General features: G+C 69.3%; 11 protein-coding genes and 1 pseudogene. 6 read left to right on the plus strand and 6 right to left on the minus strand.

What is annotated here, in order from left to right; all coding sequences use genetic code 11:
- Positions 1-9 precede the first annotated feature (9 nt).
- The 5 genes from N5079_RS32205 to N5079_RS32225 all read left to right on the plus strand — a co-directional run bounded on the left by N5079_RS32205 (position 10) and on the right by N5079_RS32225 (position 8,228).
- Entirely contained in the window at positions 10-633 is a 624-nt protein-coding gene (locus tag N5079_RS32205; RefSeq protein ID WP_261587965.1) for an HAD-IA family hydrolase, read from the plus strand.
- A gap of 223 nt (positions 634-856) precedes the next feature.
- On the plus strand, positions 857-1,951 hold the full coding sequence (locus N5079_RS32210; RefSeq protein WP_261587966.1) for an ADP-ribosylglycohydrolase family protein: 1,095 nt from the start codon (positions 857-859) through the stop codon (positions 1,949-1,951).
- A 230-nt stretch (positions 1,952-2,181) separates the two neighbouring features.
- Positions 2,182-4,245: a BMP family ABC transporter substrate-binding protein gene (locus tag N5079_RS32215; RefSeq protein ID WP_261587967.1), complete on the plus strand. Its 2,064-nt coding sequence runs from the start codon at positions 2,182-2,184 to the stop codon at positions 4,243-4,245.
- A gap of 605 nt (positions 4,246-4,850) precedes the next feature.
- On the plus strand, positions 4,851-7,058 hold the full coding sequence (locus N5079_RS32220; protein ID WP_261587968.1) for a SpoIIE family protein phosphatase: 2,208 nt from the start codon (positions 4,851-4,853) through the stop codon (positions 7,056-7,058).
- 111 nt (positions 7,059-7,169) lie between these two features.
- Positions 7,170-8,228 (plus strand): LLM class flavin-dependent oxidoreductase, encoded by a 1,059-nt coding sequence (locus tag N5079_RS32225; protein WP_261587969.1) that lies wholly within the window; start codon positions 7,170-7,172, stop codon positions 8,226-8,228.
- 275 nt (positions 8,229-8,503) lie between these two features.
- Here the strand turns inward: N5079_RS32225 and N5079_RS32230 are convergent, their stop codons facing one another.
- Positions 8,504-10,063: a hypothetical protein gene (locus N5079_RS32230; protein ID WP_261587971.1), complete on the minus strand. Its 1,560-nt coding sequence runs from the start codon at positions 10,061-10,063 to the stop codon at positions 8,504-8,506.
- Between the two features lie 335 nt (positions 10,064-10,398).
- On the opposite strand from N5079_RS32230, the gene N5079_RS32235 reads away from it, so the two are divergent.
- Entirely contained in the window at positions 10,399-11,235 is an 837-nt protein-coding gene (locus tag N5079_RS32235; RefSeq protein WP_261587972.1) for a MerR family transcriptional regulator, read from the plus strand.
- 137 nt (positions 11,236-11,372) lie between these two features.
- On the opposite strand, the gene N5079_RS32240 is transcribed toward N5079_RS32235, so the two are convergent.
- The 5 genes and pseudogenes from N5079_RS32240 to N5079_RS35690 form a co-directional block, all read right to left on the minus strand.
- Entirely contained in the window at positions 11,373-12,338 is a 966-nt protein-coding gene (locus N5079_RS32240; RefSeq protein ID WP_261587973.1) for a hypothetical protein, read from the minus strand.
- A 314-nt stretch (positions 12,339-12,652) separates the two neighbouring features.
- Positions 12,653-13,360: a dihydrofolate reductase family protein gene (locus tag N5079_RS32245; RefSeq protein ID WP_261587974.1), complete on the minus strand. Its 708-nt coding sequence runs from the start codon at positions 13,358-13,360 to the stop codon at positions 12,653-12,655.
- Between the two features lie 138 nt (positions 13,361-13,498).
- Positions 13,499-14,734 carry an RNA polymerase sigma factor gene (locus N5079_RS32250; RefSeq protein ID WP_261587975.1) on the minus strand — a complete coding sequence of 412 codons (1,236 nt, stop codon included), beginning with the start codon at positions 14,732-14,734 and terminating at the stop codon, positions 13,499-13,501.
- A complete protein-coding gene (locus N5079_RS32255) occupies positions 14,724-15,089 on the minus strand; it encodes a YciI family protein (RefSeq protein ID WP_261587976.1) in 366 nt (121 codons plus the stop codon). Before N5079_RS32255 ends, N5079_RS32250 begins: the two co-directional genes overlap by 11 nt.
- Positions 15,086-15,562: pseudogene (locus N5079_RS35690) on the minus strand (ATP-binding cassette domain-containing protein); the annotation flags it as partial. The gene N5079_RS32255 and the pseudogene N5079_RS35690, both read right to left, overlap by 4 nt.

Below are 15,562 nucleotides of genomic sequence, written 5' to 3' on the forward strand. Positions count from 1 at the left end.
GGAGCCCTGGTGACGCTGCCTTTCGACGCGGTCCTGTGCGATCTGGACGGTGTGCTGAGGATCTTCGACCCGGATGGGCTGGCGCGGGAGAGCGACTTCGGGCTCGACGCCGACACGGTCAAGTCCGTGGCTTTCGCCCCCGAGCTGGTCAATCGCGCCGTAACCGGCGAGATCACCGATGAGGAGTGGCAGGCGCTCATCGCCGAGCAGCTCACCCCGCTGTGCGGACCCGCGGCAGCCGCGGAGCTTACGCGAGCATTCGTCGTGGCACCGCACCGGGTCAACACTCCAGTGCTGGAACTGCTGACACAGGCGCGCGAGCATGTGCCGGTGGTTTTGGTCACCAACGCCACGACACGGCTGGAACGCGATCTCGCGCGGGTCGGCCTGCTGAACGCCGTCGACGCGATCGTCAACAGTTCCGCGGTCGGCGTCGCCAAACCTGACCGGCGGATCTACGAGATCGCCGCCGAACGGGCAGGGGTCGCCGTGAGCCGCTGCCTGTTCATCGACGACAGCGCCGGAAACGTGCGCGCCGCGCGGCAACTCGGCATGACCGGTGTCGTGTACGGCGCACTCGCCGACCTGGAGACCGCATTGGGTCCACTGCTGGGTACAGCCCCGCGGTACTGACCGAACCAGCCAGGGAGCCTCATCTCCGCTGATCACCAGCCGATTCGCCCCCGCCCCGATCGGTCATTATTTCGTGGGATCGAGACCCGTACTTGGCCTCTGTCACATCGCCCTGCCGAAATGAACGTCAAGGCCCCGATTTCAACGTGAGCCAGTCGCTGTGATCGCAGACGTGACCATGTGTCGCTACGGTCGGTCCAGTCGTGTGAGAGGGATGATCGTGGTGAGCCTTACCGAGATGGGCAATCTCCCGTTCCAGGCGAGGGTGCGCGGCTGTCTGCTCGGCGGGGCGATCGGCGACGCCCTTGGCGCGCCCATCGAGTTCGATTCGATCGCCGCCATCCGCCGCAACCATGGCAAGGCGGGACTGGGCGACCTGGCCTCCGACTGGCGCGGCAAGATCGGTCTGGTCACCGACGACACCCAGATGACGCTGTTCACCGTCGAGGGGCTGATCCGCGCCCATGTACGCGTGCGGGAAAGAGGCATCGGCGGCGGTGAGGTGCAGGTCGTCCGCCACGCCTACCTGCGCTGGCTCGATACCCAGGAGCACCGCTCCCCGCCGCCCGCGGACCATCTCATCCGCACCGGCCGGCTCCGCCAGCAGACCTGGCTGTATTCGCGTCGCGCACCCGGCAACGCCTGCCTGTCCGGCCTGCGCGCCGACCTCGGCCCGCTCGCCGCTCCGGGCACGCCCGGGCCGGTCAATCCCGGCTCGAAGGGATGCGGCACCGTCATGCGCTCTGCGCCGTTCGGACTGGCCGCCAATGACCCGAGCATAGCCTTCAAGCTCGCGGCCGACTGTGCCCAGATCACCCACGGCCACCCCACCGGCTACCTGGCGGCCGGGGCCTTCGCGGCGATGGTTTCCTTCCTGATCCTGGGCAGGCAGCTGGCAGAGGCCGTACAGAACGCCCTTGACCTGCTCAACGAGCAGCCCGCACACGAAGAGACCACCGCCGCGATCCAGGCCGCGGTCACCCTGGCCGCCAGGGCAGAGCCGGCGCCGGAGGCGGTGGAGACGCTCGGCGGCGGGTGGGTGGCCGAGGAGGCACTCGCGATCGCGGTCTACTGCGCGCTGGTGAGCGGCGACGACGTCGAGCATGCGTTACTGCTGGCGGTCAACCACTCCGGCGACAGCGACTCCACCGGCGCTGTCTGCGGCAACCTCCTCGGCGCGCAGTACGGCGAGGCAGCCCTCCCTCAGCGCTGGCTGTCCAGGCTGGAAGGCAGAGATGCCATCACTGAGCTCGCCGACGACTTCACCACCCAATACACCGGTGGCCGCCTCGCGTGGGACAAGTACCCCGGATGCTGACCCGGAGACGGAAGTCGATCCACCGAGCGCGGTCCGCCGTCCTGAGCTGCACAAACGTGGTGGGCGATGCTGGGATCGAACAGTGATCTCTTCGTTGTGCGGGTCGTCCGTGCCGTACCCCCGCATGCGCCGGCCGCTGCCACGCGTACGGTCCCGGGCCAGCGTGTTGCCGCCTCCTCGCGCGAGGTTCTGGCATCCAATATCGTTCGGATCGACACGCTGGAGGTCACATGCCCGACCTATACCCCTTACTCTCCGGTGAGCCTGACCAGTTCGGCGACTACAGGGTGCTCGGCCGCATCGGTCAGGGCGGCCAGGGCACGGTGTACCTCGCCGAGTCCCCCTCCGGCGAGCGGGTCGCCATCAAGGTCCTGCACGCGCACCAGGCGGTGGATGAGAACGCGCGGCGCCGGTTCGTGCGCGAGGTCACCACTGCGCGGCAGGTGGCGACCTTTTCCACGGCACGTGTCATTGACGTGAGCACGGAAGGTCAGCGGCCGTACATTGTCAGCGAGTACGTCGAGGGCGTCTCGCTGGAGCAACGGGTCCGCGAGCGCGGGCCGTTAACAGGCGACGAGTTGGTACGGCTGGCGCTGGGGACAGCCGGCGCACTGGCCGCGATCCATCAAGCGGGCGTCGTGCACCGCGACTTCAAACCGAGCAACGTGCTGCTCGGCCCCGACGGGCCGCGCGTGATCGACTTCGGCATCGCCCGAGCCCTCGACTCGTTCACGGCCACCACCAGCGGCGTGGCCGGCACCCCGGCATACATGGCACCCGAGCAGATCGCCAACGAGCAGGCCGGCCCACCGGCCGACGTGTTCAGCTGGGCGGTCACCATGATCTTCGCGGCCACCGGCCGTCTCGCCTTCGGCGGCACCAGCGTTCCGGCCGTCCTGCACGCCGTCCTCACCACAGAGCCCGACATGAGTGGCGTGCCCGAGTCGCTGCGTTCACTGCTCGGCAAATGCCTCGCCAAGGCGCCACAGGACAGGCCGGCCGCCGCCGAGATCATGCTCCAACTGGTGGGCCATGGCACCGGCCGGCCTCCCGGGGCGACAACCGGCGAGCCGACCGGGGCACCGCCGCCCCCCACCTCCGCCGTGTCTGCTTCGACGCACGAGCTCGTGCCGCAGCCCGTGGCCCGCACCGCTCCGGGGACGGCCGGCGACTCGCCCCGTGCCGGCCGGACCCGGCGCTCCGCGTCGCGAGCGGCCGTCCCCTTGCTGAGTGTGCTGCTCGCCCTCGTGGTCACGGGCGGCATCTGGCTCCGGAGCTCACTCACCGACTCCGCTTCCACATCTACCGCTTCTCACACAACTCCCTCCAGCCGGGTCAAACCTTCCCCCGCGATCGTCAACAACCTGGACAAGGTGGGCATCGCCTTCGATGTCGGCGGTCGCGGTGATATGTGGTTCAACGATTCGGCCGCGCAGGGCCTCGAACGTGCCAAGCGGGAGTTGGGCGTACGCGATCCCAAGGAGTTGGCGGCGAGCGCGGGTGAGACGGACGAGCAAAGGAAACAACGGCTGCGGGTGCTCGCGCGGAGCGGACACAACCCGATCATCGCGATCGGCTTCCCCTATTCCGAAGCGGTCACGAGCGTCGCGGCCGAGTTCCCGGACACCCGGTTCGCGATCGTCGACAGCGAGGATGCCACCGGGAAGAACGTCTCCAACCTTGTCTTCGCCGAGCAGGAAGGCGGCTTCCTCGCCGGTGCGGCGGCAGCGCTGTCGTCGAAGAAGGGTCACGTGGGATTCATCGGCGCGGTCAAGGACGGGGCGAACATCGAAAGAGCCGCCGCGGGTTTCGTCGCCGGCGCCAAGTCGGTCAAGGCGAGCATCAGAATCGACGTCAAGTATTTGAGCCGCTCCCCGGACTTCAGCGGCTACGACGATCCGGCCAAGGGCAAGCTCATCGCGACCGGCATGTTCGACGCGGGCGCCGATGTCCTCTTCCAGGCGGCGGGCGGCTCGAATCTCGGTGTCATGCAGGCCGCCAAGGCAGCCGGCGGCCAGGTCATCGGCGCCGAGGGCGATGAGGCCCGCACCGCGGACGCTACATTGCGTGACGTGGTCCTCACCTCGGTCATCAACCGGGTCGACACGGTGGTCTTCGACTTTCTCAAGGCCTTCTCCACCAGCTCGGCCAAGCCGGGCCCCACCGTTCACGGCATCAAGGACAACGGCATCGACTACACGACGACCGGCAACCGGATCGAGGGCATCAAGACACGTCTGGAGGAGGTCAAACAAGAGATCGCTAACGGCGAGATCGTCATCACCAGCTCATGATCGGGCCTGCCCGACCGGCGTCCGCCGTCGCCCGTCGGCCGTCGGCGGGGCCGCGAGCCGGCCGAGGGCGTGCGCGGTCGGCGAGTCCGGTTCGGCGTGGTGGATCACGAGGAGCTGCCGGCCAGGGCGCGGAACTCCGCCACGATGATGGCGGTGTCCTGCTCCGGGAACAGGTCGCGCTGAGCAGGGTCCAGGAAGATGGCGCGGAGCCGGTTCTCCCCCACGCGCAGGCCGGGGTCGAGGGCTGTGGCCAGCGGGTTGGTCGCGAGGAGTCAAAGCCGCGGCTGACCACGAAGGCGGCAGGTTCACCGCCCTGAGCATCTGCAGGACGCCGGCCGGGACCCGCGCCGTCCGTGTGCGGCGCCCCGGCTCGGGGTGGCGAGCGGGTACCGTATGTCCTGTTGACGGACTTTGTCTGTTCTGGGCCCTGGGGGGCGGTGGGTGCTCGCGGCGGGATGTGAGCTGAACCGCTGACCTGGCCGCCGTGCCGCTGCGCGGAGGGCGGGGCCGGAACATCACGGTGCCCTCGATGCTGACGGAGCGGCGAAAACCGCCCGGCGCGCCGGGCCGCTTCAGCGGGCCGGCCTGACAGAAGGGCAAGCCCGATGACGACTCCGTGGACGCTCGACGACGGGCAAGTTGGTCGTGCCGGCCAGATCACCTCGCCTTCTCGTCAGGACGACCCCGACCTGCACGCGCTGTTCGGTCGTTCGAAAGCAGTCTTCGCGCTGCTCGCCGGCCCCGACCATGTCCTGGAAGCGGCCAACCCCGCCTACTTCGAAGCGATCGGCCTCGACCGTGTACGGCTCGGCGTGCCGCTCGTGCAGTCGATGCCCGAGCTGGAGGAGCAGGGGTTCGTCGCCCAGCTCGACGGCGTCTACCGTACCGGCGTCCCTTTAACCGCGCGCGAGGCCCGCATCCTGATCGGCGACGGCGTTCAGGTGAGGGAGGCGTTCTACGACTACAACTACGAGCCGCGCCGGGGAGCGGGCGGCGACATCGTCGGTGTCGCGATGCTGGGAACCGAGACCACCGCGGCCCGGCAGGGCCGCCAGCTGGCGGACGATCAGCGGGCGCTCCTGGAACAGATCGCCCGCGAGGCTCCGCTCGAGAAGGTGCTCGACGGGATGGTCCGGAAGATCGAGGATCTCGCCCCGGGGGTGATCGCCTCGGTGCTTCTCGCCGACGAGGAGGGACGTCATCTCCACCACGGGGTGGGGCCGAGCCTGCCGGACTTCTACAACGAGGCCATCGACGGCATCGCCATCGGTGAGGGCGTCGGCTCCTGCGGGAGCGCGGCGCACCACCGCAGCTCGATGATCGTCACCGACATCGCGACCGACCCCCTGTGGGACGACTTCCGTGACCTGGCGGAGCGCGCGGGGCTGGCGGCCTGCTGGTCCACGCCGATCCTCGGCCGGGACGGGCGGCTGCTGGGCACGTTCGCCATGTACCACCACGTCCCGCGCGTTCCGGGAGAGTCCGACCTGAAGCTCGGCACGACCTTCGCCGACATCGCCGCGCTCGCAATCGAACGGCACCGCAGCGAACAGGCCCGCATGGCGGCCGAGGAGAAGGAGCGGGCGGCCCGCGCCGACCTCGCCTTCCTCCTGGAGGCCAGCACCGTGCTCACCCGGGACCTCGATCAGGCCGAGATCTTCCAGTGCCTGGCCGACCTGTGTGTTCCGGCCCTGGCGCCGCTCAGCGCCGTGGATGTCGTCGAGTCCGCGCGGATCCACCGCGTGGCCACCGCGGCCACCATGGACGGGCACGCCGCGCTGCTGGCCACGCACGTTCCCGCCCATGACCTCGGCGACGCCGTCGGCCGCGTGCTCGCGTCCGGCGTGACCGAGGTGGCCCGCCGGACGCCGGTCGCGCCCGGGCCGTGGGACGAGCTGGCCGTCACCGGCTACCTGACCGTTCCGCTCAAGGAGCGCGGCGACACCTTCGGCGCGCTGACCCTGTTCGCCACGGCCGGCAGGCCGCTCGACGGCCACATGGTCGGCCTGGCCGAGGAGCTCGCCCGCCGCGCGAGCGTCGCCGCCCGCAACGCCCGGCAGTACGCCCAGCGCGTCAAGTTGTCCCGCGACCTGCAGGCCGGGCTCCTGCTGCCCGATCCGCCCCAGGTGCCCGGCGCCGAGATCGCGATCCACTACCACCCGGCGGGAGAGGGACTGGAAATCGGCGGCGACTTCTACGACGTCTTCCCCCTCGGGGGCGACCGCTGGGCCTTCATGATCGGCGACGTCTGCGGGCGCGGCGCCATGGCGGCCACCACCACCGCCCTGGTGCGCCATACGGCTCGCGCCGTCGCCCGGTTCCTCCCGGATCCGGCGTCGGTCGTGGAAGCGGTCAACACGGCCCTCCAGGAACGGCCTGCCGATCACGGCACCGGGTTCGTCACCCTCGTGTACGGTCATCTGCGCCACGACGGCGGACGGCTCGCCATCGAGCTGGTACGCGCCGGACATGTGCTGCCCCGTCTCCTCGACGCCGAGGGAGCCGTCCGGCGCATCGGCGCCCGGGGTTTCCTCCTCGGCGTCATGCCGCGCCTGGAGCTCGAGACCTGCCACCTCGACCTGACGCCGGGCCAGAGCCTCGTGCTGGTCACCGACGGGATCACCGAGACCCGCTCCCCGGACGGCGGCCTCTTCGACGATGAGGGGCTCGACGGCACTCTGGCGGCGCTCCCGCACGGCACTCCGGCCCGGACCGTCCTCGAAGCGGTGACGTCGGCGGTCCGCGACTATGTGCCCGGCCAGGCCATCGACGACGACCAGGCCATCCTCGTCCTGACCGCGATCACGCCATGACCGGCTCCGGGTGCCGGGTGTCACACCACCCGGAGAGCTCTGACGGAATCACAGCCGCCGTGCGGCGGTTTCCCATCTCGCCCTGCTGAGAGATGTGGAGAAAGGCCAACGATGTCCGCACCACTTGAGTTCGCTGTCGACACGTTCGGAGATGTCACCGTCGGCGCCGACGGCAACCGCGTGCCGTACGCCCAGGTGATCCGCGATGTCGTCGAGGAGGCCGTGCTGGCCGAAAGCGTCGGGATCGACGCGTTCGGCATCGGGGAGCACCACCGGGACGACTTCGCCGTGTCGGCGCCGGAGATCGTCCTGGCGACGATCGCCGGCCGCACCGAGCGGATCCGTCTGGGCACGGCGGTGACCGTGCTGAGCTCGGACGACCCGGTGCGGGTCTTCGAGAAGTTCGCCACGCTCGACGCGGTGTCCAAGGGCCGGGCCGAGATCATCCTCGGCCGCGGCTCGTTCACGGAGTCGTTCCCGCTGTTCGGTTACGACCTCGGGCAGTACGAGGAGCTGTTCGAGGAGAAGCTGGACCTCTTCGCCCACCTGCGGGAGGAGGGCCCGGTCACGTGGCAGGGCCGGCTCCGCGCGGGTCTGAAGGACCAGCACGTCTACCCGAAGACGGAGTCCGGCAGGCTGCGCACCTGGATCGGCGTGGGAGGCAGCCCACAGTCCGTGGTCCGCGCCGCGCGCTACGAGATGCCGCTCATGCTCGCCATCATCGGCGGGCCGCCGGAGCGCTTCGCGCCGTACGTGGAGCTGTACCACCGCGCTCTCGTCCAGCTCGAGGTGCCGCGGCTGCCGGTCGGTGTGCACTCGCCGGGCCACATCGCCGAGACCGACCGGCAGGCGCGCGAGGAGCTCTGGCCGCACCACCGGGCGATGCACGACCGCATCGGCCGCGAGCGCGGCTGGGGGCCCACGACCCGCGAGCGCTTCGAGTCGGAGGCCGACGAGGGCGCGCTCTACGTCGGGTCGCCCGACACGGTGGCCGCGAAGATCGCCAAAACCGTGCGCGCGCTCGGCGTCGACCGCTTCGAGCTCAAGTACAGCTCGGGGACGCTTTCCCACGAGAAGCTCATGACGTCCATCCGCCTCTACGGCGAAGAAGTCATCCCGCGCGTACGCGAGCTCCTCGCCGAAACCCCGGCGGCCGTCCCGACCGCATGAGGCGGTCTGCCCAGTCGCGTGGATTCAGGACCATGTGGTCGTCGCCCCCGGTGAATAACGCAGCACTCGGCCTCGGCCGACGAACGGGCGGGGCACGTCGAGCTCGGGGTCTGGGTGGTCACACCGGAGCTCCAGCGTCAGGTCGACGAGAAGTACGGCAAGGGCCTAGTAGTCCTGGAAGGCTTCCTCAAGCCGGTGGCCTCGTAGAATCTGCCACGGAAGGTTCGGCCCAAGGAGCGGGTGCCCGGCCCATCCGGACACCCGCTCTCATCGGGTCACTGGTCGACGAAGAGACCCTGGCCGAAGCCGGAGCCCGTGCTGTCGTTGCCGGGCTGCACGATCACGTTGTCGCCACGCTTCGGCACTCCGGCGACGGTGGGCTCACCGTCGACCGTGTACTGGTCGTTCACGGCGCCGCGGTCCAGGAAGACGCCCAGACCCTGGTTGTTGCCGAATCCCAGGCTGCCCGCGCGCGTGCTCGGGACCTGGAAGGGGCCGACGAACTCTCCGGCGAATGCGCCGTGGTAATGGTCGGCTCCGGCATCGTCGAGGAAGATCCCGGTCGCGCCGGCCACGTTGCCCGCGCCCTGGGTGAACCGGGGGATCCGGTCGCACAGCCCCTCGCCCTCGTCGTCGCGCACGCCGCCCGCGCCCTCGGTCTGGTTGGGCGCGCCCGGGTTGATGGGCGCGGGCATGTAGAAGCCGTACGTGTCGGCGCCCGCCTCGTCCCGGAGCACGCCGATGCCTCCGACCAGGGCGAAGCCCTCACTGTTGCGTACGGCGCGGTAGCTGTCGTCGCCCGATCCGTCGGACAGTATGCCGACCCCGAAGATGTGGCCGGCGCCGAGCGAGCCGGTCTTGCCGGTGTAGGTGTCGTCGCCCTCCACGTCGCGCAGGATGCCCACGCCCAGGAAGCCGGCGCCGCCCGTCATCATCCGGCGGATCACCGGGTCGTTGGTGCAGCCGGTGTCGTGGTCGGGGGTCTGCTTGACGCCGTAGACGTCGCTGCCCTGCATGTCGAGGACGACCGCCGCGGTCGGAACGCAGTCGAGCGCCGTGAGACCGGGGATGGCGCGCTGGCAGCCCTTGGCGGGCCCGGTGCCGCGCAGCCCGGCAACCGTGGACCCGGCCGGCGAGAAGTTCAGGTCCACCATGTTGCTGCCGGCGTTGTTGGCGTAGGTGTCGTTGCCGCCGACGTCGAGCGTCAGCAGGTAGTCGTTGTCGTAGCGGTTGTCCCGGCAGGCGCCGTCCACGCGCAGCACCGGCCAGATGTCGAGGTCGACCTGGCCGAGCGCCTGGCAACCGGCCGAGTTCGGAAGTTGGTCGGCCACGGCCAGCTCCAGCTCGTTGGTGGACCGCCAGGCCGACTCGCCGCAGAGCCGGATGCCGGTGTAGGCCGCCGGGTCCAGGCCGCCGCCGTTCTTGAGCACCTCGGGGAGCAGGCTCTGCGGGATCCCCGCGTAGGCGAGCTTGGTCAGCCGGTGGCAGGAGAGCAGGTCGGTCAGCACGTTCGCCAGCCGCCCCGCCACCTCGGGTGACAGGTCGGCGTCGAGGATCTGGGCGGGGTTCTGGGGAAGTCCCAGCTCGGCGGAGAGGGCCGAGGTGGCCTGGAGCAGCGCCTGCTTCGGCAGGGCGGGGAGCGCCCGAGTCGGTGTGGTCGTCCGCTCGTAGAGCTTCTCGTAGGGCAGGATCTTCGCACCGATCTCCGGGTTGGCGGCCGTCACGGCCGCGTTGACGGTGCCGGTGGCTGAGGCGATAGAGGCGCCGGCGACCACCATCGCGGCGGCCGCGCCGACGCAGCCGAGGATTCGCATTCCGCGTCTGACGAGACGCATGAACGTCACCACCTTGTGCGCGGGGGGATAAAGGCGCCGCCCTACTTACCACGCCATTCCGCGCCAAACAGGCTATTGAGAACCGGTTATTTCGATTTGATTTCGTCTCCGCCTGAATGTGACTAAATGCGAATCCTGTCCGGCGGTAAGCCGTACGGTCAGCCGCGTGTGCGATCGGAGCGTCGTGCTACGAAGCGGTCACCGGAGCCGTCCGCTCATCGGCACGAGTATTCGACTCACGGCATGTATCGATCTGGGGCACCTGCGCTCGACCTGCGGCATGTGCGGACGTGGCCCGTTGACCCTGACACCGTGTCAGGAGCCAGGATGGAGCCGTGTTCAGCATCGGAGAGTTCGCCGCACTTGGCCGCGTATCCGTGCGCATGCTGCGTCACTACGACGCGATCGGGCTGCTCAGGCCGGCCGAGATTGACCCGGCCAGCGGATACCGCCACTACCAGGCCGACCAACTGCGCCGGCTCAACCGAATCATCGCCCTGAAGGACCTCGGCCTGACTCTCGAGAAGGTCGCCGACATCCTCGATGACAAGGTCGGCGTCGCCGAACTGCACGGCATGCTCCGGCTGCGCAGGGCACAACTGGAAGCGCAGCTGTCCGCCGACGCCGCCCGGCTCACCCGGGTCGAGGTACGGCTGCGCATGATCGAAGAGGAAGGGCATATGAATACCGAAGACGTGGTACTGAAGCAGGTCGCGCCCGCCCGCGTCGCCGAACTGTCAGCGCCGGCCGCCAGCTACGAAGGTGAGGACATCGGCCCGGTGATCGGACCGCTGTACGAGGAGATTTGGCGGCGTATGGAAGTCGCCGGGGTTCGTTCATCCGGGGCACCGATCGCCTACTACGTGGCCGCCCCTGGGCCAACCGGGGACGGGCAGGCGGTGATGGTGCATGCGGCCGTCCAGGTGGCGCGGGACACCAGCGCCGACTGGGATTTCGACGTGCTGGATCTGCCAGGCATCGAGTCCGCCGCGACGATCGTGCATCGTGGTCCGATGGACGAGGCGGACGGCAGCATGCAAATCCTGGCCCGGTGGATCGATGACAACGGGTACAAGCCGGTGGGTTACGCGCGGGAGGTGTGCCTGCAGTTCGACCGGCAGAACCCGGCTAACTGGGTACACGAGTTCCAGCTCGGCGTGTCTCGGACATAGGTCGCAGGGCGCCGGCGCGTCGACCGTCCGCACATCCGCTGGTCGAGCACTCGTGCGTGCTTCCGCTCGACCAGCGGCAGAAGAGGACGCCTCCGCCGAGCTGGGGCGCTTCAGGCGCTGCTCCCTGAATCAACCGGTCAAGGGTGTTGTTTAAGGTCCGGCTCCACCGTATTCCAGGCCAGACGCCTTCGGGCTTCAACGAACATGGAAGCACCCCCCAGGCTCAGGGGGGCCCGGGGAGCCTGCCACTTGGCGACTGCCCAGCCGGCGAACGCGAGCAGGCCCGCGCCCGCGCCGATGGCAGGAAGCGCCGCCTGGCACGCCAGGCCTACGCTGCCGGCCGCGCCGAGCGTTACGCATCCCACCTCCACTCGGGTCCACATCCGCGCCTTGTCCGCCCGGCGAACGATCCCCCGCTCCGCCACCCACAGCTCGCGCAGCTGTCGCTCAGCCTCATCGAGGGACGCGCGGTCGAGGTGCACGTCCGCGAGTTGCGCGTCGCCGGTCCGCAACGGCTTGATCAGATCGCGGAACCAATCGAAGTACGCTGCCCGCTTCGCGACGTAGTCAGGATCGATGGCCACATCAACGGCACGCCGCAGAGTGTCCAGCTCGTCCTCACCCGGATCGGGCAGCAGCAAGGGGCGTGACAACGCGACAAGGGCTTGCGCCGCCGTCAAGTCCGACGGCCTGTCATGAGTGGGCTGTACGTCATCACGCCACGCGTCCTTGGTGGGATACGCCGCCACCGCATCGATCACAGCGGGAAGCACCTGCCCACGACCAAGTGCCAGCCCCAGTCGTGTGTCCATGAAGGGGTTGCCGGTCAACGCATTCGCAGCCCCTAGACGCGACCGCAACTCGTGCCACATGTGAGGGCTCCACGGGACAAGCTGGGCCAGACGCGCGCCGTTGTGACCGGCGACTTCTTGGGTGCCGAGCACGCTCAAGAGGGCATCCAGGCGCTTCGGATCCCACGTTTCCGACGACCCGCCGTCTCTCGGCCGGCTCCACCGCTCCCGTTCACCTTCGACACGTTGATCGGGATAAGGGATGGCCAGACGATCAAACAGCAGCACTTCCCGCAGGTACGCCTCGGGCACGCAATGATCTCGTACCGAGAAGGTCCCCCATACAGGCGCTCCCATACTCAGAACGTACTCACTAACCACACCGCAGGCCACCATCACGCCCTCCCTCACACGCGCTGCGCGGCAGAAGTGCGTTGTTCGCGGCGGATGCCGCTCTACCGGTCCCCGTCCGGGCATCGATGGTCACCCACGCTGGAGAAACGTGGAACGTCGCGGAAGCCGTTTCCGAGGAGGAACGCCGGGTGACACGGGCGAACCCGACCAGATTTGGCGGCCGGGGACCTGTCAGAGGTCCCCGGCCGCTCATTCGTCACGACGCCGGAAGCTTATGGCCCGTCGGCTCCAGGAACGCCCGCGCCACTTCCGCGGTCGTCGAGGACCAGGGCGGCCCGGCCGTTGACGGTGTAACGGACGTGTGTGGCCTCCGGGGTGTGTACGACTCTGGTCGGCGTGAACTCCATCGCCTCCTTGTCGGCGAGCTCGAGGCCGGCGTCGAGCAGGCGCATCCCGGCGCCAAGGACGACCGGGACGATATGCAGTTCCAGCTCGTCCAGCAGGCCGGCCTTCAGAACCTGGCGTACCAGGCTGCCGCCCCCGGCAACGGCCACGTTCTTGCCCTTCGCTGCGGCGCGTGCCTGCTCCACGGCGCTGGCGATACCGTCGGTGACATAGGTGAAGCTGGTTCCGCCCTGACGTACAAGCGTCTCGCGGGTGCGGTGGGTCACGACGAAGACCGGTGCGTGGAACGGCGGCTCCTCACCCCAGGGCAACTCACCGCCGTCGGCCATGCGCCGTCCCATGACGTACGCCCCGGCCGCCTCGAACGTCTCGGCGATGATGTCGGAGTTGGTACTCCGCTCGCCGCCGGCGAAGCCCAGCCTCTCGCGCCAGGCCATGGCGTCGATCACCCATCGGGTGATCCGGAAGAAGCCGGCGGCCTCTGCCGACTCCATCCAGTTCCCGTCCCCGCTGTATAGCGGGCCGGCGTAGTAGCCGTCGAGTGACACGGACATCTGTGCCGTCACCTTTGTCATGTCGCTTCGCTTCCTCTGTCTGGCGGCACCCGGGCAGGGTCCGCTCAATGACTGATCGGAGCCGCGAGCCGGATTTCTACATCGTCACGCCGGCACGTTATGGCGGCCGACGATGCGCCCGCCGGCGATCGATCCAGTTCAGGTCGCGCAGTGTGCGGCCCGCTGGACGAGGAAGCGCTGCTCGGGCAGGCTGCCGGCCAGACGTGCGGCCGCCCGGTACGCCGCGGCCGCGTCGGCCGCCTCCCCGGCCCGCTCGAGCAGGTGGGCGCGGACGGCCAGGAGCCGGTGGTTGCCGGCGAGTACCCCCGACTCCAGTTCGCGCAGCAGCGCCAGTCCGGCGTGCGGCCCTCGCACCATTCCCAGGGCGACCGCCCGGTTGAGGGTGGTGACGGGATTGGGCGCGAGGCGCTCCAGGATCTCGTACAGCGCGAGGATCTGCGGCCAGTCGGTGGCCTCGACCGACGGCGCCTCGTCGTGTACCGCCGCGATGGCGGCCTGCACCTGATACGGCCCCAGCGGCCGGGTCGCGAGGGTGCGGGCGATGAGCTCGGTTCCCTCCGCGATGGCGGCGGTGTCCCACCGAGACCGGTCCTGCTCCGCCAGCGGCACGAGAACGCCGCCGGGCCCCGTGCGCGCCGCACTGCGGGCCTCGGTCAGCAGCATCAACGCCAGCAGGCCCGCGGTCTCGCCGGAGTCGGGCAGCCGAGCGTGCAGCCGGCGCACCAGGTGCAGGGCCTGCCGGGTGAGGTCAGGCCGGCGCAGTCGCGGGCCGACGCTGGCGCTGTAGCCCTCGTTGAACATCAGATACAGCACGTGCAGCACAACCGCCAGCCGGGGTCCGCCCTCAGGATCCGGAGGCAGCTCGAACTGGGCTCCCACCTCCTGCAGGCGCTGCTTGGCCCGTGATATCCGCTGTCCCATCGTCTTTTCGTGTACGAGGAAGGCCGCGGCGATCTCGCCTGTGGTCAGTCCACCGACCGCCCGCAGCGTGAGCGCCATCTGCGACGGGACGGTCAAGGCGGGGTGACAGCACAGGAACAGCAGCTCCAGCAGGTCATCGCGGGCCGGCTCCGCATCCGGCGGCGGTGCGACCAGCGCGTCGCGCGGCATGGCGTCGAGGGCAGCCCACTCCCGACGCTCTCGGGCGCCGTCGGCCCGTACCTGATCGATGTAGCGCCGCGCGGCGACCGTATTGAGCCAGCCCAGCGGGTGCGCCGGGACACCGCTGCGCGGCCACGTGTCGCCGGCAGCGATCAGCGCCTCCTGCACCGCATCCTCACAGCGCGCGAAGTCACCGTACCGATGCACGAGCGAGCCGAGCACCTGGGACGCGAGTGTCCGTAGCAGCTCCTCGACCGGCTCCTCAAGCCTCAACAGTTGCCCAGCCGTGGTCCATCAGCGGCCACACCTCCAGCCCGCCGCCGTAGCGCAGTCCCGGATAGGATCGCGCGATGTCCAACGCCCGCTGCTCGTCGTCGACGTAGACGACGAAGTAGGAGCCGACGAACTCCTTCGCCTCGAGGTACGGGCCGTCGGTGACGACCGCGCCACTCTGCACCACCCGTACCGATCGCGGCCGGGGGATCAGCCCCTCGGCGCCGAGGAGCTCTCCGGACTCGCGCAACGCGTTGTTGAACGCGTCCACCTCATCGATCAGCTTGGCCAAGTCGCCGGGCGTCAGACTGTTCCAGAGTTCCTCGTTGCCGTAGATCAGCATCAGATACTTCACCCTGCCGCCCTTCTCCTCGGCGGCGGCCCGATGCCGCTTCCGGGAAAGGTCAATCCCCGCATCACGCCCTCGATTCTGCCCAAGCCACGGCTTGAGCCCTTGCAGGGTACGGCATACGGCGGCGGAAAACGGCTATCGGTACACCAGGTGGTGACCATGCGAGCACGGCCCGAACTTCTAGCGTCAAACGATTGCCGTCGCGGCAGAAAGTCGCGGTGAATTCGCAGTGGCTCCTCGACCGACTGGGCCACGGTCATCCTGGGGTCCAACGAGGTGTACGGGTTCTGGTAGACCATCTGGACGTGCCTGCGCATGCGGCGCTGCTCGGAGCGGCCCGTCGTACGGATGTCACGTCCCTCGAAGCGGACGACACCCGACGTCGGCGTGTCCAGGTTCATGAGAAGCCGCCCCAGGGTCGACTTCCCGGAACCGGACTCCCCGATCACACCGAGCACCGCTCCCTTCGCAGCCCC

The sequence above is a fragment of the Planotetraspora sp. A-T 1434 genome, from assembly GCF_025420585.1.
Lineage (GTDB): Bacteria > Actinomycetota > Actinomycetes > Streptosporangiales > Streptosporangiaceae > JAOEGB01.

Coding starts and splice junctions, on each gene's coding strand:
- N5079_RS32230 (WP_261587971.1), bottom strand. CDS start 10,063: ATGCGTCTCGTCAGACGCGGAATGCGAATCCTCGGCTGCGTCGGCGCG.
- N5079_RS32220 (WP_261587968.1), top strand. CDS start 4,851: ATGACGACTCCGTGGACGCTCGACGACGGGCAAGTTGGTCGTGCCGGC.
- N5079_RS32225 (WP_261587969.1), top strand. CDS start 7,170: ATGTCCGCACCACTTGAGTTCGCTGTCGACACGTTCGGAGATGTCACC.
- N5079_RS32245 (WP_261587974.1), bottom strand. CDS start 13,360: ATGACAAAGGTGACGGCACAGATGTCCGTGTCACTCGACGGCTACTAC.
- N5079_RS32215 (WP_261587967.1), top strand. CDS start 2,182: ATGCCCGACCTATACCCCTTACTCTCCGGTGAGCCTGACCAGTTCGGC.